Origin of the sequence: Paenibacillus sp. FSL W7-1088 (assembly GCF_037969855.1) — a bacterium.
Taxonomy (GTDB): Bacteria; Bacillota; Bacilli; order Paenibacillales; family Paenibacillaceae; genus Paenibacillus.
The window spans coordinates 5,032,679-5,051,102 of record NZ_CP150216.1 but is presented as its reverse complement, the minus strand read 5'-3'; the positions used below and the strand labels follow the sequence as shown (position 1 = coordinate 5,051,102).

The 18,424-nt window shown below is 44.0% G+C and carries 20 protein-coding genes and 1 tRNA gene; 16 read left to right on the top strand and 5 right to left on the bottom strand.

Translation table 11 applies throughout. From position 1 onward, the window contains the following. Positions 1-132 precede the first annotated feature (132 nt). From MKY42_RS22820 to MKY42_RS22795, 6 genes are all read left to right on the top strand, one after another. Entirely contained in the window at positions 133-555 is a 423-nt protein-coding gene (locus MKY42_RS22820) for a hypothetical protein (RefSeq protein ID WP_090901409.1), read from the top strand. A gap of 205 nt (positions 556-760) precedes the next feature. Then, positions 761-2,317, top strand: a complete 1,557-nt coding sequence (locus MKY42_RS22815; protein WP_179263771.1) for a tetratricopeptide repeat protein — start codon at positions 761-763, stop codon at positions 2,315-2,317. Further along, entirely contained in the window at positions 2,308-2,571 is a 264-nt protein-coding gene (locus MKY42_RS22810; RefSeq protein WP_339844904.1) for a hypothetical protein, read from the top strand. The genes MKY42_RS22815 and MKY42_RS22810 overlap by 10 nt, the downstream gene beginning before the upstream one ends. A gap of 171 nt (positions 2,572-2,742) precedes the next feature. Next, a complete protein-coding gene (locus tag MKY42_RS22805) occupies positions 2,743-3,417 on the top strand; it encodes a hypothetical protein (protein WP_256222179.1) in 675 nt (224 codons plus the stop codon). A 117-nt stretch (positions 3,418-3,534) separates the two neighbouring features. After that, entirely contained in the window at positions 3,535-3,657 is a 123-nt protein-coding gene (locus MKY42_RS22800; RefSeq protein WP_256222178.1) for a hypothetical protein, read from the top strand. 171 nt (positions 3,658-3,828) lie between these two features. After that, on the top strand, positions 3,829-4,158 hold the full coding sequence (locus MKY42_RS22795; protein ID WP_053784203.1) for a DUF1904 family protein: 330 nt from the start codon (positions 3,829-3,831) through the stop codon (positions 4,156-4,158). An 81-nt stretch (positions 4,159-4,239) separates the two neighbouring features. Here MKY42_RS22795 and MKY42_RS22790 read toward each other — a convergent pair whose 3' ends face one another. Together MKY42_RS22790 and MKY42_RS22785 are read right to left on the bottom strand one after the other, a co-directional pair. Then, positions 4,240-5,433, bottom strand: coding sequence for an MFS transporter (locus MKY42_RS22790; protein WP_090901400.1), 1,194 nt, complete (start codon positions 5,431-5,433; stop codon positions 4,240-4,242). Between the two features lie 144 nt (positions 5,434-5,577). Continuing rightward, a complete protein-coding gene (locus MKY42_RS22785) occupies positions 5,578-5,766 on the bottom strand; it encodes a DUF6199 family natural product biosynthesis protein (RefSeq protein ID WP_090901397.1) in 189 nt (62 codons plus the stop codon). Between the two features lie 298 nt (positions 5,767-6,064). Here MKY42_RS22785 and MKY42_RS22780 point away from each other — a divergent pair, with 298 nt between their 5' ends. Continuing rightward, positions 6,065-7,213 carry an ATP-binding protein gene (locus MKY42_RS22780; protein ID WP_179263777.1) on the top strand — a complete coding sequence of 383 codons (1,149 nt, stop codon included), beginning with the start codon at positions 6,065-6,067 and terminating at the stop codon, positions 7,211-7,213. 107 nt (positions 7,214-7,320) lie between these two features. Further along, the gene (locus tag MKY42_RS22775) at positions 7,321-7,803 is read left to right on the top strand and encodes a NucA/NucB deoxyribonuclease domain-containing protein (protein ID WP_244192757.1); all 483 of its coding nucleotides are present in this window, start codon (positions 7,321-7,323) and stop codon (positions 7,801-7,803) included. A gap of 178 nt (positions 7,804-7,981) precedes the next feature. Here the strand turns inward: MKY42_RS22775 and MKY42_RS22770 are convergent, their stop codons facing one another. Continuing rightward, positions 7,982-8,218 carry a hypothetical protein gene (locus MKY42_RS22770; RefSeq protein ID WP_099858489.1) on the bottom strand — a complete coding sequence of 79 codons (237 nt, stop codon included), beginning with the start codon at positions 8,216-8,218 and terminating at the stop codon, positions 7,982-7,984. Between the two features lie 207 nt (positions 8,219-8,425). On the opposite strand from MKY42_RS22770, the gene MKY42_RS22765 reads away from it, so the two are divergent. Both MKY42_RS22765 and MKY42_RS22760 read left to right on the top strand, forming a co-directional pair. Continuing rightward, positions 8,426-8,875, top strand: coding sequence for a general stress protein (locus tag MKY42_RS22765; RefSeq protein ID WP_090901387.1), 450 nt, complete (start codon positions 8,426-8,428; stop codon positions 8,873-8,875). A gap of 238 nt (positions 8,876-9,113) precedes the next feature. Next, positions 9,114-9,199, top strand: a tRNA-Leu gene (locus tag MKY42_RS22760). Positions 9,200-9,773: 574 nt separating this feature from the next. Here MKY42_RS22760 and MKY42_RS22755 read toward each other — a convergent pair. Next, positions 9,774-10,118 carry a hypothetical protein gene (locus tag MKY42_RS22755; RefSeq protein WP_090901222.1) on the bottom strand — a complete coding sequence of 115 codons (345 nt, stop codon included), beginning with the start codon at positions 10,116-10,118 and terminating at the stop codon, positions 9,774-9,776. A gap of 494 nt (positions 10,119-10,612) precedes the next feature. On the opposite strand from MKY42_RS22755, the gene MKY42_RS22750 reads away from it, so the two are divergent. Then, positions 10,613-13,534 (top strand): insulinase family protein, encoded by a 2,922-nt coding sequence (locus tag MKY42_RS22750; protein WP_090901219.1) that lies wholly within the window; start codon positions 10,613-10,615, stop codon positions 13,532-13,534. 171 nt (positions 13,535-13,705) lie between these two features. On the opposite strand, the gene MKY42_RS22745 is transcribed toward MKY42_RS22750, so the two are convergent. Beyond that, complete coding sequence (locus MKY42_RS22745) at positions 13,706-14,413, bottom strand: helix-turn-helix transcriptional regulator (protein ID WP_090901216.1); 708 nt, start codon at positions 14,411-14,413, stop codon at positions 13,706-13,708. A gap of 247 nt (positions 14,414-14,660) precedes the next feature. Between MKY42_RS22745 and MKY42_RS22740 the strand changes: the two genes are divergently transcribed. The 5 genes from MKY42_RS22740 (at position 14,661) to MKY42_RS22720 (ending at position 18,313) form a co-directional block, all read left to right on the top strand. Then, on the top strand, positions 14,661-15,881 hold the full coding sequence (locus MKY42_RS22740) for a MalY/PatB family protein (RefSeq protein WP_339853037.1): 1,221 nt from the start codon (positions 14,661-14,663) through the stop codon (positions 15,879-15,881). Between the two features lie 273 nt (positions 15,882-16,154). Continuing rightward, on the top strand, positions 16,155-16,823 hold the full coding sequence (ung, locus tag MKY42_RS22735) for a uracil-DNA glycosylase (RefSeq protein WP_339844886.1): 669 nt from the start codon (positions 16,155-16,157) through the stop codon (positions 16,821-16,823). A 15-nt stretch (positions 16,824-16,838) separates the two neighbouring features. After that, positions 16,839-17,264 (top strand): hypothetical protein, encoded by a 426-nt coding sequence (locus tag MKY42_RS22730; RefSeq protein ID WP_143067041.1) that lies wholly within the window; start codon positions 16,839-16,841, stop codon positions 17,262-17,264. Positions 17,265-17,498: 234 nt separating this feature from the next. Further along, entirely contained in the window at positions 17,499-18,083 is a 585-nt protein-coding gene (locus tag MKY42_RS22725; RefSeq protein WP_090901207.1) for a TIGR00730 family Rossman fold protein, read from the top strand. Between the two features lie 98 nt (positions 18,084-18,181). Beyond that, positions 18,182-18,313 carry a YjcZ family sporulation protein gene (locus MKY42_RS22720; protein WP_208642734.1) on the top strand — a complete coding sequence of 44 codons (132 nt, stop codon included), beginning with the start codon at positions 18,182-18,184 and terminating at the stop codon, positions 18,311-18,313. Positions 18,314-18,424: the final 111 nt, after the last annotated feature.

Genomic DNA, 18,424 nt, shown 5'->3' with positions numbered 1-18,424 from the left:
AAGAGGCGCTGCCTTAACAATACGGGCAGTGTCTTTTTCATATGCCCTTTTTTCTAAACATCAGTGTCTGTCCAGGCCATATCTCAAATCTCACATATACTATCCTATCCCCGACAGAAGGAGGTAGATTCCATGAGTCAATTTCTCGATGCTAGAACCTCGCAGAATGCGAGTTTGGCTAACTCTATTGCGATCCCAATCCTCGTAATCAATACACCTCAACTGTTTGGTCAGATTGGTTTGCAAACAGCCGGTGCTGGTGCAAACCCACGGGTACAATTCAAAGGAACTGTTTCAGTGCAGCTTCCATTAGCCCTCGTAGGTGTAACGATAACAATTGTCAGAGGAACCTTGGCAACGGACCCTGTCATCTATTCTGCTACGTCCACATTCAGCTTGAGTGTTCTGGCTCCTCAGGTCATTACGTTCTCTGCGGATGATTTCAATCCACCAATAACACCTCAGTTGACGTACACTGCATTTATCAGCTCTAACTTGCTGGGTACGATCCGTGTAGGTCCTGAGAACTTTGATGGAGCGGTATATTCGGACTAACGTTGAGCGCCCTTGCCAACTGTTCGTTATAGATGGATCGTAAATGTATTAATGAGCAATGCCTGCCTTGATGAAGGCAGGTTTTTTTTATTTCACAAGAGTGTGGTTTAGCACTTCAATGGATCAGGCATCGTTTATGATATAATGCGTTAGAGATTAAGGGAACGGTCGATGAAATTATGAATGGAAAGCAGGTTTTCAACCAATGATGCAAAATGAAGGACAACGATTCCGCTTCAGTGAAGCTCCGGTATGGGACTGGCAGCGGGCATATTATGAACAGAAAGGGCTGCACGCTTGGACAGACAATCAGGTTCCGCAATATATTACAAGTAACCCTATGATTGCAATGGCGTATGCTGAGATGATTTTTGGTTTTCTACAAGATCTCGCCAGCAAAGGAAAGACGGCCGAGATGGTGACCATTCTCGAGCTTGGGGCGGGTGTAGGCCGCTTGGCGCACCAAATTCTGCTCAAACTGATAGAGTTGAAAGATTTTGCAGGCGTGGAGCTGCCTGCTTTTCGATATGTAATGACCGATCTGGTCGAAGATAATGTGTTGGGCTGGAGAGAGCATCCGTCCATGCAATCCTTTATTGAGCAAGGAATACTGGATTTTGCACGTTTTGACGCGATACAGGATACCGAGTTGAATCTGGTGGTGGCGGGTACAGTTATTCGACCAGGCGATCTGAAACAACCCTTGCTGTTGATTGCCAATTACTTTTTTGACAGCATTCCACAGGAATTAATTTATGTCGGTGAGGGTGAGGTATATGAGTGTGACGTACTCGTCCAATCTCCAGAGCATTCTATTCATTCCGAACCAGCTGAGTTACTGGAAAACATGACACTGAGTTATGAATACCGCCGTGCACCTGAGTACAGTGCGGAGAACTATCCGTATCAGGAACTTATCGCATTGTACAAGGAAGAGTTGGAGGATTCGCACATTCTGTTCCCGGCAATCGGTTTGTCCTGCCTCGAACGATTGAACAGGTTATCAGATTCAGGGTATGTGTTGATTACTGCGGACAAAGGGGACCATCGACTGGACAATTGGAAGTTTGCCGAGCCGCCTGAATTCGTACTCCATGGAAGTTTTTCTTTAACGGCGAACTATCATGCCATTCAATATGTAATGGAACAGCAAGGAGCCCACACTCGTTTTACAACACATCATTATAAGGATCTAAACGTGGGATGTATGTTGATGGTGGACGAACCGTTAGGGTACGTGAACACACGGCTGGCGTATCACCGATTTGTTGAACGTTTCGGACCCGATGACTTCTTCAGTATGAAGGAATGGATGGATCATCAGGTAGAGCGGATGGAACTGAAGCAGATTTTACCGTTCTGGCGTCTCGGCGGATATGATGCTGAGTTTTTGATTCATAGTGCCAACCGAATTTCGAACCTGCTACCGGATGCAAGCGATGAGGAAATGCTTGATATTCAGTCTGGAATCCACATCATGTGGTCTTCATATTATGTAATGGAGCGGCTAGGAGATGTAGCGTTTCTTGCAGGTCAGTTGTTATATGGGATGTATATGTATGAGGATGCCAAGCGGTTTCTGGAGCTGTCGTTAGGTGCTGATTCGAAAAAACAGAATTCAGCGGTGCTGTACGATTTGGCTGTGTGCTGTTATGAACTTGAACTGGAAGAAGAAACACTGGCTTACACGCGGAAAGTACTGGCTTTGGAACCTGATCATGAAGAGGCAATGGATTTGCTGAAAAGCTTCGAATGTCTATAAAGATTGAAACTTACTTCCCTTATCATCGTATTATTAGGATGACCACACAAAAATTTCCTGTATACGGAAGAGGAGATGAGTACATGAAAAAGGTTCTGACCATTTTGCTTTATCCACTTGCAGCGGTTGTGGGGGCGTTAGGTGCAAATTCAGCTGCGACTGGTAATTTGGTACTTTTTGCGAAAGATATAGCTACAGATCGAGGTTATGATGGGCAGGAGATTTATGATAGAATTGAACATAGAAACTCCTAACTACATATCATTTAAACTGTAAAAGTAATTGTTGGACGGAGCGATATGCCAAAGAGAATTACTCTTGAAGTGAAGTGTGATGAGCAGGAAGCCTGCCTCTACAACCTTTAAGCCGGTTTCGTACCTGATACAGGTATGAACCGGCTTTTATTCATGAATGGGGGATAAACGTTGAAGATTATTATTGGACAACCCAGGTTGGAACAACAATTGCTGCAGCTCGAAGCTGAATTGAAGCAACATCCTGAAGCGGATATATTGCTCTTTCCTGAAGGTTATCTGAATCAGAACGTGGAAGAGGCCAGTCGTCTGGCTGCTGCATATGGAACGATGATTGTATCAGGTCATCGCAGGTTGGATGAACGTCCCAAGGATCGTTCAATTATCATTAACAAGGCTGGGAAGATTGTGCTGGAGAAAGCGAAGTATACCCCTGCTGAGATCGTTAAGGAACAGGACTGGGTCATAAGCACCTTGTTATGTGATGAGTTGGTGCTGCAAGGTTTTCGCAACGAGAATATTGGCAGTGTGGATATCGTTATGCATTCCATTGGTGTGGGGATGTTCAGTGAAGAGCAGTATACAGAATGGGTTGAAGAAGCACGGCAGATAGCGATACAACATCAATGCATTGTAATGGGGACCAGCCATGCGGACGGTTCATATCGTGACAGTGAAATTTCAATTCCAATCGCCTATTGTATTGCCCCGGATGGTCAAGTAGTTTTGGTGTCCAGAAACGATACGCGTACTCGTTTGATTGTCCTGGATAAGCGAAATACAGCAGACTTTTATCGTGAAGTATCAGGAAATGATGTGAACATTCAAGTCATTCCTTCAGCATAATTCAACTGACAGAATAACATAATGATTGGGCCGGTTAGCTTGCCGTATAGCCCGGTCACTCATGTTCGAATCGACATATATTATGGCATACCTTGAAATTCAAAGGAGGCCAATCAAATGAGTGAAGTTGGATACGGTTGTGGCGGCAGTGTTGGTGGATTTGGCGGATGGACTTCCACAAGCGCAATTCTCGTACTCTTCATCCTGCTCGTAATCATCACTAAATCTTTCTGGGTGTAAGCCACAATAGAACAAGTTGAGGCCCTGGTTTCGTGTATGCTCCGTTGAGACTTCAGCGGGGCTTTTCTGCGTCTCTATGAAAAAAATGATATGATGAAAGAGATTTGACAACCGAAAACAATGTGCTTAAAATCACATAAGAGACTATTAATAGAGATTGAAGGGATAGCAATGCCGTTTATTCGTTTTAAAGGATTCACAGGGCCCCAACTGGAGGAAGTTGTACCCCGTATCACGGAGCAATTTGCTCTGATTACCAATATTCCGCGGGAGAGAATGAAGGCAGAGCGTCATGACGTACAAGCCCTTACTCCTTCTCCGGCTTCAGTAGAGATTCTGATGTTCCAACGTGATCAGGAGATTCATAATCGGATTGCTTCCTCAATGCAGGCTATTTTGGAAGAAGCGGATTTGCCTGATGTGCATATTTTCTTCAATATACTGTCACCAGCGCTGTATTATAAACAAGGCAAGCCGTTGACAGATTACCGATTGGATTGAGAATAAAAGGGCTGCTCCGATATTGGTCGGAAGCAGCGGAGACGAGCAGATGTGTGCTCGTCTTTTTTTGATGCAATCATTTTACTTTTTGATCCGATTTAACCGGAAAGAGCACAAGGAGGATACAATGAATAAGGCACCGCCAATCAAATACACCAGCCGAACCCCCATTTGATCAGCAACCAGACCGAAGATTATCGTAGATATGCTCATTGCAGTGGAAAGAACAATCCCATGCGCTGCGTATACCTTGGACAGGGATTCGACGGGCACACTGCTCTGAAAAGCGGTTTGCTGAGCAACATCGCGGATCTGATAAGCGGGACCCATAAGCACACATAATACCAGAGCAAGCCAAGGAAGGCTGTTTAAACCGTAAGCGATGGTCAGCAAGCTGAAAACCAGAGAGCCTATCGCCATACTGGAAATCAGGTGCTTCTGTATACGTGAGGCCAGGGCGATGGCCAGAATTCCCCCAAGAATAGTGCCGGCAGAATAGCTGGAGTTGATAAGTCCCCACCAACCTTCTTCTTGGCCCAAAGCTTTTTTTACAAAAGCAAGTGTGATAGCGCCGATCCAGATGGAGCCAGCAAGACCCTCAACCAGATCCATGAACGTTATCAGGCGTAACGACCGATTTTTCCACAGGATAAGCCAACCTTCCCTTAGTACATCCCATCTGGAAGTGGATTTCTCGACTTGTTCCTCCTTTTCGCGGGTAAGTGAGCTGATCGTAATCATTAGAAGCAGGACAGCCCAGGTTAAGCTTGTAGCCGCCCAGAATGTTTGTGAAGCCCCCCAGTGCATAACGATGAATCCTGTCATCGCATATCCAATGATCGTCACGGTCTGAGTAGAGAATGAGAGAAAACTATTCGCCTTCACCAGATCTTCTCCTTGAACCAATCGTGGAGTTAATGTGTTTATTAATGGAGATTCCCATCCGTCCAGGAACGAGAGGATCGCTATTCCCACAAGCAGAAGAGGAATGTGAGCAGTTAGATCGGTAAATGCGATGGCAATTCCGGTAATCATCAATGTTTTGGCTAAAGGAATACTAACAATCAGCCTGGAGAATGCGAAACGGTTCACAAGTAATGGTGCAGTAAAGCCTGCGACTATACGCGCTGACATTTGAATGAATGGAAACAGCGCAGCGTAAAGGACAGACCCGGTCTGACCGTAAATAAACGTCGTAATAACCATGATATATATAACATTAATGAGAGAAAGCAGCGTTTTTGCAGCCCAATATGGATAAAATGCGATGTTCATGCTAAGGTGTCCTTTCCACAACGATAATTATATATTACGGGTATCGTTGCAAACGCACCACAAACAAAGTTGTCATTTTCCCGTCATTGAAGAGCAAAAAAAGCAGCTGTCCCAAGGAACAGCTGTCTTTCTGGTTTCTATTATTCAAGCCACAACGAGCGAAAAAGCGATAAGCAGCATCAACAGACTGGTCATTCTGGTCATCGCCATATAAGGTCTGCTGGGCTCAGCCTCTCCCCGGGAAATCCAGCCATAACGCAAGTACCAGCCAAATTTCGGGAAGCACAGATTGATGATACAAAGTGTCATGAATATAAAAAAGAGGGTTCTCATACCCGATCTTCCTTCCTCATTTTACATGACCGGCTCAAAATTAACGTTTACGTCTTGTGAAAAAGAAAACAAGCAAAATAATAATAATAACGATTAATAAAAATTTCATGAGTGACCTCCTGATGACTTGATAAGTATTTTGAATGTATTTATCAGATATTACCCAAGGAACACATGACTTGAATAACTATGTTACAATTAATTATATTGTTTTTTATATAATCACATACCATTGGTTTATCGATAGCTTCATCAGGAGCGTGAATACAATAAAGTTTGGTGAAATGAAGGAGGAAGCATGACTAAATACAATCAACTCGCTATACAATGGGAATTTATTATCTCTAAGATTAAATCTTCCGTGACCGTAGTCGATGCTACTTTGCCTGATTTCCCGCTAATGTATGTAAATGAATATTTTACCCAATTGACTGGATACAGTGCGGACGAGTCAATTGGACAGAATTGTCGTTTCCTGCAAGGGCCCGATACGGACCCGGAAACCGTACAGAAAATTCGCGAAGCGTTGAAGAAAAAGCAGTCGATCAAGACGGAGATTCTGAACTATACGAAGCGTGGACAGAAGTTCTGGAATGAACTGAATATTGATCCTATTTTCGATGATTCAGGGGAATGTCTGTTTTTTGTAGGGATTCAATACGATATTTCGGAGCGGAAATATGCCGAGCAGCAGTTGCGGATGGCAGCTTCGATGACGGAAATGAACAGTAGGGGACAGCTGGAGTTCATTGGGAAGCTGAACCATGAACTTCGCACGCCGCTGAACGGGATTATGGGCATGATCGAACTTGTCGGCATGGGGGATAACAGTGAGGAGCAGAAAGAGTATCTGGAGCTTGCGCGCCAGTCAGGGGAGGCTCTTCTGAACATTATCAACAATAGTCTTGATATGGCCAAGCTCGGCAGAGGGAAAATGAAAGTGGAGCAAATCGAATTTCAGCCGTTGAAGCTGATTCAACAGATTATTAAAACGCATGAACCCGCGGCGCAGAATAAACGAATTCGCTTGCTCTGTCATGCGGATCTGGCTATTCCTGATGTACTCACGGGTGATCCTCTGCGTCTCCGACAAGTGCTGGATAACCTGCTCAGTAACGCCATTAAATTTACGGAACAAGGTGAAGTGCAATTACAGATAGATGTTGAGGAGCAGCGAGGGGATATCGTTATCCTTGTATTCACTGTTCATGATACGGGAATCGGCATTCCGGATAATAAAATTAATCAATTGTTTGAAGCATTCACGCAGACGGACGTCTCCCACGCACGCAAATTTGGCGGCAGCGGACTTGGACTCAGCATCTGTAAAGAGCTGCTCGAATTGATGAATGGTCAAATTTCGGTGGAGAGTATCGAGGGGAAAGGAACGAAGTTTGAGGTTACCTTGCCTTTACTTCGACAACAGGCGATTCCTAACGTGGGGTAGTCTATACAGAACAGCCGAGCATGTCGGCTGTTTTTTTATGTTTTTTTATATTGTTTAGCGAACTGGCGTTCTGGTATAATTCAAGTGTTGAATGGGGGAGAAACAGCATGAGTAAAAGACGCAGAAGCAGAAAGAGCAAGGGCAAGCAACGATTTAAAAAGCAGATATTGACGCTGGTGGCCATGTTAATGGTAGCTCTCTATGCATGGGTTGGAGGAGAGTGGTCTCTGGATATACCGTCCCAATTCGGGGGAAGCAAAGGGAACGTAGATCATACCATCACATTCCCGGCAGAGCGCTATCCCGAGACGGCCAATCATATCAAGACGGCCATCAAGGCAGGGCATTCGGATGTATGCACCATTGATCGCAGTGGAGCTGAGGGTAATCGGGATTTGTCACTCAAAGGTGTTCCGGTCAAAAAGGGGAAAGATCGGGATGAATGGCCAATGGCGATGTGTGCGGAAGGCGGAGCGGGTGCGGATATCCAATATATTAGCCCCAAAGATAATCGTGGTGCAGGCTCATGGGTGGGAAACCAACTAAGTACATATCCGGATGGAACACGAGTAAAGTTTGTGGTGAAATAACGACAGGCTATGAACGAGAAAGCACTTGATACAGAAGTGTCTTGAGGCTTTGAAAGAGTGTGGTACAAAGTATGGGGCAAAAATAAAACCAGACGTCGATGCGTCTGGTTTTATTTTATGAAGGGCGAAATAAAGATGTCTAATTCACGTATAAATACATGAAATACTTGTTCCCTGTTTACAGATCAGCCGTGCACAACTGCATCCCGCTTAAATGATGAGAGCGGATAGTTAACAAACGAGTGACTTGTTCGACTTCGTCGAATGGAATCCACAGGCTTCCGTGAACTGTCCGTAAGGAAAGAATGGAAGCATCGGCTGTACGTTCCGGAAATCCAGTTACCGTTTGCCCACTTGTATTACGGACGATAATTTGTTGTTTGCGCCGAATGGCAATTTCTACCTCTTTTTTCATATGTCATTGCTCCTGGTTATGGAATAGTAATTCGATATGTCAATAATTTCAATGGTTAATTTGTCTTCTTTATCTAGTCTATCAGAACTAGGTATAGATTTCCAGATCAGAAATTATATTTTACATAGGTGAAAGGACTTATTACATGTAATCCGTTTTTGAAGAAGCAACCAGGGGTTATATAAGGGTAAAAGGAGGGGACGTATAATGACACAATTGCTGATCGGACTTGTACGCACAGAGAATGAAGCCATTATCATGCTGAATAAATTAAAAGAGGAAGGCATAGCAGATAAATATTTGGGCGCGGTAGCCAAAGAACAGGTCAATCTCGAATTGGTAAGCGAGAAGACTGGTTTGCCGATGCCCCTGAAGGGCGCAGGAACAGATGGCGCTTTAGGCGTACTTAAAGGGGTACTTGCTGGTCTGGGCAAACGGATGGATCAGACGATGTCCATCGGAAAAGCGGTACGCAAGCTCGCAGGCAACGAGATTGGAAATGAGACGGATGATCTGGTGCTTACCTTAACAGAAGCAGGGGTCTCCGAAGAAGATGCGAATTACTATGAAGATTGGCTGCTGCAAGGGCATATCCTGGTGGTGGTGGAATGCAGCGAGGAAGAGGCAGACCGAATTGCACCTATTCTTCTTTTTTAGTTTAATTTAAGCCTGATTTTAGGTTTTTTTAATGTTGGGGAGGTATTCTTATTTCACACCTCCCTTAATATAGATGGTTCAAAGAAAGTTCGGGACCGCAACTCGAACTTTCTAGGCACTGCTCGCTAACGCTGGCAGTGCCTGTTTTATTTTTTTTTGGATAATTTTATCTTAAGGTATTGCAAAGTTATAAATTTCATGGTAAGATATTTCTTGTCGCCAAGAAATACATACCCATGCCGGGGTGGCGGAATTGGCAGACGCACAGGACTTAAAATCCTGCGGTAGGTGACTACCGTACCGGTTCGATCCCGGTCCTCGGCATCCATTAATAAAAGGAAACTCCTTTATACATAAGGAGTTTCCTTTTTTTTTTATAGTTTTGATTGAATTGCCTGAGTCACAGGGATTGAGCGTCTTTTTTGCCGTTGGGGACGAGATTTAGGATCGAAGACATCGAGTTGTGCTGTTGTTTTGCGACTTAATTTCTTGGTGACGTGAGCATATGTGTCTGTGGTCACCTGGGATGTCGAGTGTCGTAGCCGATGTTGAATCTCTTTAATGGATGCACCCTGACCAAGCAAATAGGTCGCATTTGTATGCAGCAGACCATATTTTCCACTGATGGATAGGGAGGTTGAGTACCCGTCCTTGTATGGAATACAAAGTTTCCATTTGGAGTATGTTCAATTGAGGACAACGTAACCCTTAAATCTATTTCAGAGTAATATGGGGTAACGAAAAAACAGTAAGAAACCGCATGAAAGAGCATGGCGGTTTCTGGATTGCTGATGGCGAAATTGGTGGAAAATAAAATAACAGGCAGTTTCAAATGACTTTGGTTAAGTAAATCTATTTCTGAGCTAGTCAAACTTCGAGATCGTTGCTATTAAGCTCATTAACTTGCATTTACAGTTATGAGGTATTTTACGTAATCACCATTAGGATTAAAAGAATATACAACAGCGGTTCCAAGGGAATTATTAGATGAAACAACTCCCCCACTGCTTATTGAAATAAGGTGTCCACCAGACTGGATTTGAATATTTTGATTAGCGGAGAATAACTTTACAGATGAATTCCTGAGCATGTTGTAATTAACAGTTGCAATCAGTTCCCCTTGAGTTACAACAGAAGAATTAGTTGGTATTTCTTTAGCAAGTACCTGTGAAGATAGCGAAGGAATGGTAAAAATTGAGAGTGTAAGTGTTAATAAAATCAAGACACTTCTTACATTTTTCATAAACATACCTCCTAAAATTAGTATGAGGTTATTATATCACAGTAAAAGTTTGGAAAACAAATATTATTTTTACTTATAAAACAATAATTATAAGTATTCTAGATCCCTTAAATTTAAGCAATAGTTTTATAAGAATGAAGCATCATTCGGGGGGCTGGGGACGAATTTGAGACAGATTGTAGGTCAACCCATAAAAAACAATCCTAATCAAAACAATACACAAACATCTTAAATCCTTGAAATCGTTCCATTTCAGATCAATCAAAAATTATGTCTTAAAATCCTGCGGTAGGTGACTACCGCTGTACCATTCAGTTCATAAACATTAAAAAACGATAATACATATCAGATGATGCCTGTCGGGCTGCCCATTATGAATTACCAGGATCGATGGTGTATACTATCCGTAGGCATAAATTACCTTTATCTTTGAACTTGAAGAACTCAAGGTTGCATATCAAACTAAACAATTTAATGGACGGAGGACTCGACCCATGTTGAAACAGCTTAAGCCCTATAAGGTGCTGCAGGAACGCAGAATTGAAGAGTTGAAGTCAGATGCGTATCTCCTGGAACATCAGAAATCCGGAGCCAAAATTGTACTCTTATCCAATCAAGATGATAATAAAGTGTTCAGTATCGGTTTCCGTACTCCTCCGGAAGACAATACAGGTGTAGCTCACATTCTGGAACATTCCGTTCTTTGCGGCTCCAAGAAATTTCCGGCCAAGGATTCCTTTGTTGAATTGCTGAAGGGTTCACTCAATACATTTCTGAATGCGATGACCTATCCCGATAAAACGATCTATCCGATTGCAAGTCGGAATGATCATGACTTCCATAACCTGATGGACATTTATCTGGATGCGGTACTCCACACGAATATTTATGATAATGAAAAAATATTTCTGCAAGAGGGTTGGAATTACAATCTGACCTCAGCTGAAGACGAGTTAACCTATAACGGCGTTGTATATAACGAGATGAAGGGTGCTTTTTCTTCACCGGAACGGATTGTACGCAGAGAAGTCCTGAATTCACTTTTTCCGGATACTACATATTCCTGTGAATCAGGCGGATTTCCCGATGCAATTCCTGATCTGACCTATCAAGGCTTGCTGGATTTCCACTCCAGATACTATCATCCATCCAACAGCTTCATTTATTTATATGGGGATATGGATATGGAAGAGAAATTGCAGTGGTTAGATGAGAACTATCTGAATGAATATGATCGAATTGAGATTGATTCTGCAATAAAGCTCCAGCCTGCTTTTGCAGAAAGAGTGGACACCGTGAAGACATATTCTGCCGGAAGTACCGAATCCGAAGTGGATAACAGCTTTTTGACCTACAATGCGGTGATCGGAACAAGTCTGGACAAGGAATTGAATATCTCGTTTCAAATTTTGCTGTACGCACTGCTTAACGCTCCGGGAGCGGTTCTGAAGCAGGCCTTGCTGGATAAGGGCATTGCTAAGGATGTCTATGGCACATATGATGACAGCCTGTATCAGCCAGTGTTCACCGTTGGATTGAAGAAGAGCAATCTGGCAAGCAAAGAAGATTTTCTGGGGACTGTCAAAGAAGTGCTTGAGCGTGTTGTGAAGGAAGGATTTGATCCAAAAGCGCTGCTCGCAGGTATTAATTCCTATGAATTCAACCACCGCGAAGCCGATTATGGAAGAATGCCCAAAGGATTAATCTACGGTTTCTCCTCATTGCAAAGCTGGCTGTATGATGTCGATGCTCCATTTACTCATTTGGAAGCAAATGACGTATTCGCCGAGCTCAGAACGAAGATGACTGAGGGTTACTTCGAAAAGTTGATTGATACGTATTTACTGAAAAATACGCATACTTCCTTCGTTGCTGTCACGCCGGATAAAGGATTGAACGCGCGTAAAGAAGAAGCGTTGAAAGCACATCTGAAATCAGTTCAGGCGGGACTGAGTCAGGAAGAGATTCAGCAGCTCATTCAGAGAACCGAGGCTCTCGCCGAGTACCAGAATGCACCGTCAACCAAGGAGCAACAACAGGTGATTCCGACGTTATCGATAGAGGATATTGAACCGAAAGCATCGACGCTGTATCAGACGGTAAATCAGGTCGAAGGTACAACGGTACTGCACCATAATATCTATACCAACGGGATCGGTTATCTGAGACTGTTGTTCGATATTAAGGAAGTCCCACGGCGTTTGCTGCCGTATGTTGGATTGCTGAAAAGTGTGCTCGGTTACGTCGACACTCAGAATTTCTCATTTAATGAATTGTCGAATGAAATCCATATTCATTCCGGGGGCATTCATAGTGGCATCGGTACGTATGCAAACGCGCATGAGCACCGTGATTTCAAGGCTACGTATGAATTCAACGCCAAAGTGCTGTATGACAAACTTGGATTTGCTTTTGACATGATCAACGAAATTGTGTTTACGTCCAAATTTGATGATTCGAAGCGTTTATATGAGATTATTGCCCAGTTGAAAGGCAACCTGCAGCGCAAGCTGATCAGCGGAGGGCATTCAGCGGGGATTGGTCGATCTACCTCTAAACACTCGGCTGTTGCAGACTTCAGGGAAGCGGTTAGCGGTATTGCCTTTTACCAGTGGCTTGAGGAGCTTCAAGCGAACTTTGAGGCTAGAAAAGAAGAACTGTCGACCAGTCTTCAATCGTTGACCAGCTTTATTTTCAGACCGGAAAACTTGCTTGTAAGTTACACTGCGGATGATCAGGGGTATGAAGGTTTGGAGAAACAGGTATCCGATTTGAAAGCGAAGCTGTTCACCCAGGACGTTGCCAAGGAAAAAGAGGCATTTACACCTGTGCATCACAAAGAAGGATTCAGATCTCCATCTGAAGTCCAATATGTCGTTCAAACAGGTAATTTTATCGATAAAGGGTATTCGTACACCGGCTCGCTTCGTGTCTTGCAGGGGATTTTATCTCTGGATTACTTGTGGAACAATATCAGGGCCAAGGGTGGAGCATACGGGTGCATGTCAGGCTTCAGACGTAATGGAGACAGCTATGTAGCATCGTACCGCGACCCGAATCTCGAAAAAACGTACAAAGTTTATGAAGAGATGCCGCAATACCTGAAGGATTTCAAAGCAGACACACGGGAAATGACGAGATATATCATTGGCGCCATCCAGGACCTCGATACACCAAGAACACCTTATGGCGAAGGATCATTCTCTCTGGAATGTTACCTGTCTAATGTCACTGAAGCCGATCTCCAGAAAGAACGGGATGAAGTGTTAAACACAACAGAAAGTGACATTATAGGTTTTGCCGAAGTGGTATCTTCCATATTGGAACAGCAGCAACGTTGTGTTATCGGTAATGAAAACAAGATTGAGGAACAGAAGCAATTATTTGACGAAACCCTTGATTTGATCAAGAACTAATCGAATGATGCATCTAAATCAAAGTATGAATGAATAAACACATCTGATCCAAACAGGGCGCTTTTATGAGCTGTAATAGCTTATAACTGCCGCCCTTTTCTTGTTATACATGGATTAATTCTCAAACTTAATTCTCAAACAACAATCTAATCAATCAGCTTCTGTTGAGGTTTAGGTAACGGCGAGCATATTATAGATCTTTAACGTGCGTAGATCTTCCTTAGACATTTTCAGTTCGTTATATAACTCCTGATTCTCAGACAAGGGTGTTCGAGAGAATAACATTTTCAAAGCGATGGGCATAAAGGGACGGAAGGAAACGCCTGCCATCAACCCCCACTTTTTCTCGGATTCCTGAAAAGATGCCAGAATGTTAATATACAGATTCTCCAGCGGTGTAGCCTGATTTTTCAGAATCAGCGTGGTGAGTGTGTCGTAATGCTCGGTGTGACCCCAATACATATTTTCGCATTCCTGATAATTCTCAAAATTCTTGACGTTCATATACATCACGGTTCGATAACGATTCGCGTCCGACTGTGCCATCATGTCAATGACACAACGGATGAGGCTGTTGTTGCGTCCATCATAAAAATACGAATAAAACCGTGTGGAATTTTTGAAAAAGCTGGACGGTACCGTATTCATAAGGGGAGAGGCTTGCTTCGGTTCAATATACAGCAGCTGCTCCACCTGAATGTTCAATGAATCAGCAATTTGATGCAGCGTGACTATATCAAGGGTGATATCTCCGCTCTCGTATTTGGACAGAGTAGCTTTACTTTTGTGAATCTGATCCGCCAGCTGCTGAACCGTTAACCCTTTCCATTTGCGGAAATTACGGATTTTCTTGCCCACTTCTTTGTTGATGGTGTTCATATCGGATCTCCTTCTGCTAAGTTTCTTAAGAATATGAGAAAAGGTGAAACCCCTCGGTAAAATCAATCTTTACGAAAAATATAACACTTTTCTCATGAAAAAACCTATTCAGAAGAAACATTAAGATCAATTTGTTTCTTCTGAATAGATTGTATTGCGTTTGATGGAACTTCTGAGCCATGAAATAATGTGACTACCAGAACCTCATCCCAGGATGGAGAACAGAGAGAAAGAGGCGCAGAAGGCTATGAAGTATGATTTTGATGAGATTATCGATCGCACAGGAACCAACGCCATGAATACGGATGGTTTCCGTCAATATATTTTTAATGCAACAGAAGATATGCAATTTCCCTTTAAGGATGAAGAATTTATTCGCATGTGGATTGCAGATATGGAGTTTGCCACACCTCCCGAAATACGGGAAGCAGTTAAGGAGCGTTTGGACCGGAAAATTATGGGGTACTCCCAGGTATTCGATCCCGCATACTACGAAGCTGTCTCCAACTGGATGAACAGATACTATGACTGGTCTTTCCCCAAGGAGCATCTGGAGACATCACATGGGATCATTCCCGCTCTATATGAATTAGTTGAATATATTTGCAAACCAAATGAGAAGGTACTGATTGTGACACCCTCCTATGGTTATTTCAAATCGGCTGCGGAGCACAATCATCTTGAACTAGTTTGCTCAGATTTGATCAACGATCAGGGACATTATTCAATTGACTTTGCAGATTTTGAAGCCAAAGCCATGGATGAACAAGTCACCTTATGTATTTTCTGCAATCCGCATAATCCGTCCGGACGGGTATGGACAACAGAAGAGTTACAACGTGTGGGCGAGATCTGTCTGAGCCATAACGTATGGGTAATCTCAGATGAAATTCACTGTGACTTGCTGCGCACAGGTAAGAGGCATACGCCTCTTGCCAAGCTGTTCCCGGATACGGATCGAATCATTACCTGTATGTCGCCAAGCAAAACGTTCAACATGGCGGGCCTAATGTTCTCCAACGTGATTATTGCAAATGAAGGACTTCGAACGATCTGGCAGAAACGGCATTATGGATTCAAAAATCCGCTGAGCATTGCAGCGACACAAGCCGCTTACGAACATGGCGACGAATGGCTGAAACAGTTGAAAACGTATCTCGACGACAATTTTGCCTTTGTGGATCAGTATGTGAAACGTTATCTGCCACAGGCAGTCTTTCATATTCCGGAGGCTACGTATCTGGCATGGATTGATATTACGGCATACGTCACCACAAATGTAAACCTGCCCTTGTTTTTCGCTGAACAAGCGGGGGTATTACTTGAAGATGGGCATATGTTTGTAGCTAATGGAGGCGGGTGTATCCGCTTGAACCTGGCATGTCCGCGTTCGGTTGTTGAAGAGGGTCTCAGAAGAATAAGCACTCTATTGGTCAATAAAGATGAAGGCGTACCCGTTCAAGTTTGATAAGTTTTCTATAATCAAGGTACTGGTTTGCTTTAACGCTGTAGTACAAAATCAAAGCGTATCAGTTTGCAGTGTTAGCTATTCTATGGTCACTCCCAAGTAACGTTAGTTATACAGGTAACCTATCCCCCTGAGGTACACTTCTGGTCTGCGGTCCCCGGTTATGTTAAAATGGTGGATAGTCTATGAGTCGTAGGATACGGCTCACGCAGGTGGCAGTTCGTTATGTGGACTGCACGGATATGTATTCATCAGGGAAAGGAGCCTTTACATATGTTTGGAAATGATTGGAACTCTGTACTTCAGGAAGAGACTGAAGCCGAGTATTTTAACAACATTCGTTATGCACTCGCCGCCGAGTATAAAACACAGACCATCTTTCCACCCAAGGAAGATTTGTTCTCGGCTCTTAAACTGACCCCGTACCATAAGGTCAAGGCCGTTATTATCGGTCAGGACCCTTATCACGGAGCGGGTCAGGCTCAAGGATTAAGTTTCTCGGTCAGACCGGGGGTGCGCGTTCCTCCTTCTTTGAAAAATATATATAAGGAGCTTCACGCGGATCTGGGTCTGCCGATTCCGAATCACGGATCTCTGGTTCATTGGGCAGAGCAGGGCGTGCTGTTGCTTAATGCGGTTCTGACGGTACGGGAAGGACAGCCGAACTCCCATCAGGGACTAGGTTGGCAGACGTTTACTGACGCTGTCATCAGGGCATTGAATGAACGTTCAGAACCGATGGTATTTATGCTTTGGGGCAGTCATGCCCAGAAGAAAGGGGCATTCATTAACCGGGATAAACACCAGGTGTTGGAGTCTACGCATCCAAGTCCGCTTGCAGCACATCGTGGCTTCCTGGGCAGTCGTCCTTTTTCCAAAGCCAATGAATTTCTGACCTCCAAAGGTATTGAACCGATTGATTGGACGATACCGGAAAACTAGACAAACGGGGGGGCGATGGCATTGCGACATTGGGTAGGACGGAAAGTAGCCGTATATCGTGCAACCGGCATACGAGAGCCACTGAAAGGAACGCTGGTCGAGTGGGATGAAGAAGCGGATTGTGTACGAATCGGACCCAAGCGGATCAAGGTATCGTTCGACAATATCGCAATGATCCGGCCTCTGCCTGAAGAGAGCCTTCCCTTGAAAAAAGCGCGTTCCGAGGTGCATAAGGTTGGATATGTGATGAAAAAGGCCGTACAGTTTGAAAATGCCATCTATTTCAAATCACAGGTTATGATTTGGCGTCGGGCCAAAATTGTAGCATTATCCACAACAATTATACGCCATAATGATGATCAGGTTGAGCTTGCAGACGGCCGGATTCTTCGTAAGGACAAGCATATGTTTGTGGTGCGCTCACGACGTGGAATACGATAAGTCCACGGATATTTAATATTCATTTCATGCAATGATCATATGGATTTAATGTTCGGCCTTTATAGTAAACAGTATAACAACCCCTTCTAAATGATGTGTACTAAGTATGGGAGCCCGGCCGGCTGCAAACGGTCGGGTTTTTTTTATTCACTTGTGTATGATGTGTGATGTAACATAGTATTTACATTCATGTTGTACACTAATGAAATAGATATCAAGAAGGAGTGAAACCCATTGAAACGTATATGTGTTTTTGCAGGCTCCAACCCGGGAAATCACCCCGATTACACACAGCAGGCTATCAACTTGGGTAAACAGATCGCCGATAGCGGGTACGCACTTGTCTATGGCGGTTCATGTATGGGATTAATGGGTGCCGTCGCGGATGCTGCTCTGGAGCAGGGTGGAGAAGTGATTGGTGTCATGCCGACTGGTTTGTTCCGGGGAGAGGTTGTACATGGAGGCCTTACGCAGCTGATTGAAGTAGGTACGATGCATGAACGCAAGGCAACGATGGCCGAGCTGTCCGACGGATTTGTGGCTCTTCCTGGTGGTATGGGGACATTTGAAGAATTATTCGAGGTTCTATGCTGGGCACAGATCGGCATTCATCGTAAACCTGTCGGTTTGTTAAATGTAAACGGATATTACGAGCCATTGATGAAAATGGTTGAGCACAGCGTGCATGAAGGTTTTTCCAATACCTCACATCTTAGTCTATGGAGTCTGGAATCCGATCCGGCTGAACTGTTGAACCGGATGTCATCCTATATTCCGGCACAGTTGACCCAGAAGTGGTCTCAGCTTCAGGATAAGTAACTACCCGCTCCAGCGGAAAACTTTTCGATGTGCCCAAGCAAGTTCCCTCTCCAAACATAGTCTATAGTGTACTTTCTTAAAAGAGGGGAGTGTCACTCATGAGCGAAATCAAAGGCACAGGATACGGTTACGGATACGGCGGGTTTGCCGGTGGAGCATGGACATCAACAGGCGCAATTCTGGTGTTGTTTATCCTGCTCGTTATCATCTCTCGTACATTCATTCTGTAATTCGGTTAGCCATTCCGGGACGGTGACATGGTCGCCGGGGCAACGCCCGATGAAGAAATGGCCTTTCCAAAGAGACGCCGGTATGGCTGGCGTCTCAGGGGAACGGTTTTT

Bases quoted from the DNA above. Each gene is read 5' to 3' on its own strand.
- MKY42_RS22740 (WP_339853037.1), top strand. From the start codon at position 14,661: ATGAAGTATGATTTTGATGAGATTATCGATCGCACAGGAACCAACGCC.
- MKY42_RS22780 (WP_179263777.1), top strand. From the start codon at position 6,065: ATGACTAAATACAATCAACTCGCTATACAATGGGAATTTATTATCTCT.
- MKY42_RS22720 (WP_208642734.1), top strand. From the start codon at position 18,182: ATGAGCGAAATCAAAGGCACAGGATACGGTTACGGATACGGCGGGTTT.
- MKY42_RS22810 (WP_339844904.1), top strand. From the start codon at position 2,308: ATGTCTATAAAGATTGAAACTTACTTCCCTTATCATCGTATTATTAGG.
- MKY42_RS22755 (WP_090901222.1), bottom strand. From the start codon at position 10,118: ATGAAAAATGTAAGAAGTGTCTTGATTTTATTAACACTTACACTCTCA.
- MKY42_RS22765 (WP_090901387.1), top strand. From the start codon at position 8,426: ATGACACAATTGCTGATCGGACTTGTACGCACAGAGAATGAAGCCATT.
- MKY42_RS22745 (WP_090901216.1), bottom strand. From the start codon at position 14,413: ATGAACACCATCAACAAAGAAGTGGGCAAGAAAATCCGTAATTTCCGC.
- MKY42_RS22785 (WP_090901397.1), bottom strand. From the start codon at position 5,766: ATGAGAACCCTCTTTTTTATATTCATGACACTTTGTATCATCAATCTG.
- MKY42_RS22730 (WP_143067041.1), top strand. From the start codon at position 16,839: ATGGCATTGCGACATTGGGTAGGACGGAAAGTAGCCGTATATCGTGCA.
- MKY42_RS22815 (WP_179263771.1), top strand. From the start codon at position 761: ATGATGCAAAATGAAGGACAACGATTCCGCTTCAGTGAAGCTCCGGTA.
- MKY42_RS22770 (WP_099858489.1), bottom strand. From the start codon at position 8,218: ATGAAAAAAGAGGTAGAAATTGCCATTCGGCGCAAACAACAAATTATC.
- MKY42_RS22775 (WP_244192757.1), top strand. From the start codon at position 7,321: ATGAGTAAAAGACGCAGAAGCAGAAAGAGCAAGGGCAAGCAACGATTT.
- MKY42_RS22800 (WP_256222178.1), top strand. From the start codon at position 3,535: ATGAGTGAAGTTGGATACGGTTGTGGCGGCAGTGTTGGTGGATTTGGC.
- MKY42_RS22795 (WP_053784203.1), top strand. From the start codon at position 3,829: ATGCCGTTTATTCGTTTTAAAGGATTCACAGGGCCCCAACTGGAGGAA.
- MKY42_RS22790 (WP_090901400.1), bottom strand. From the start codon at position 5,433: ATGAACATCGCATTTTATCCATATTGGGCTGCAAAAACGCTGCTTTCT.
- MKY42_RS22820 (WP_090901409.1), top strand. From the start codon at position 133: ATGAGTCAATTTCTCGATGCTAGAACCTCGCAGAATGCGAGTTTGGCT.
- MKY42_RS22750 (WP_090901219.1), top strand. From the start codon at position 10,613: ATGTTGAAACAGCTTAAGCCCTATAAGGTGCTGCAGGAACGCAGAATT.
- ung (WP_339844886.1), top strand. From the start codon at position 16,155: ATGTTTGGAAATGATTGGAACTCTGTACTTCAGGAAGAGACTGAAGCC.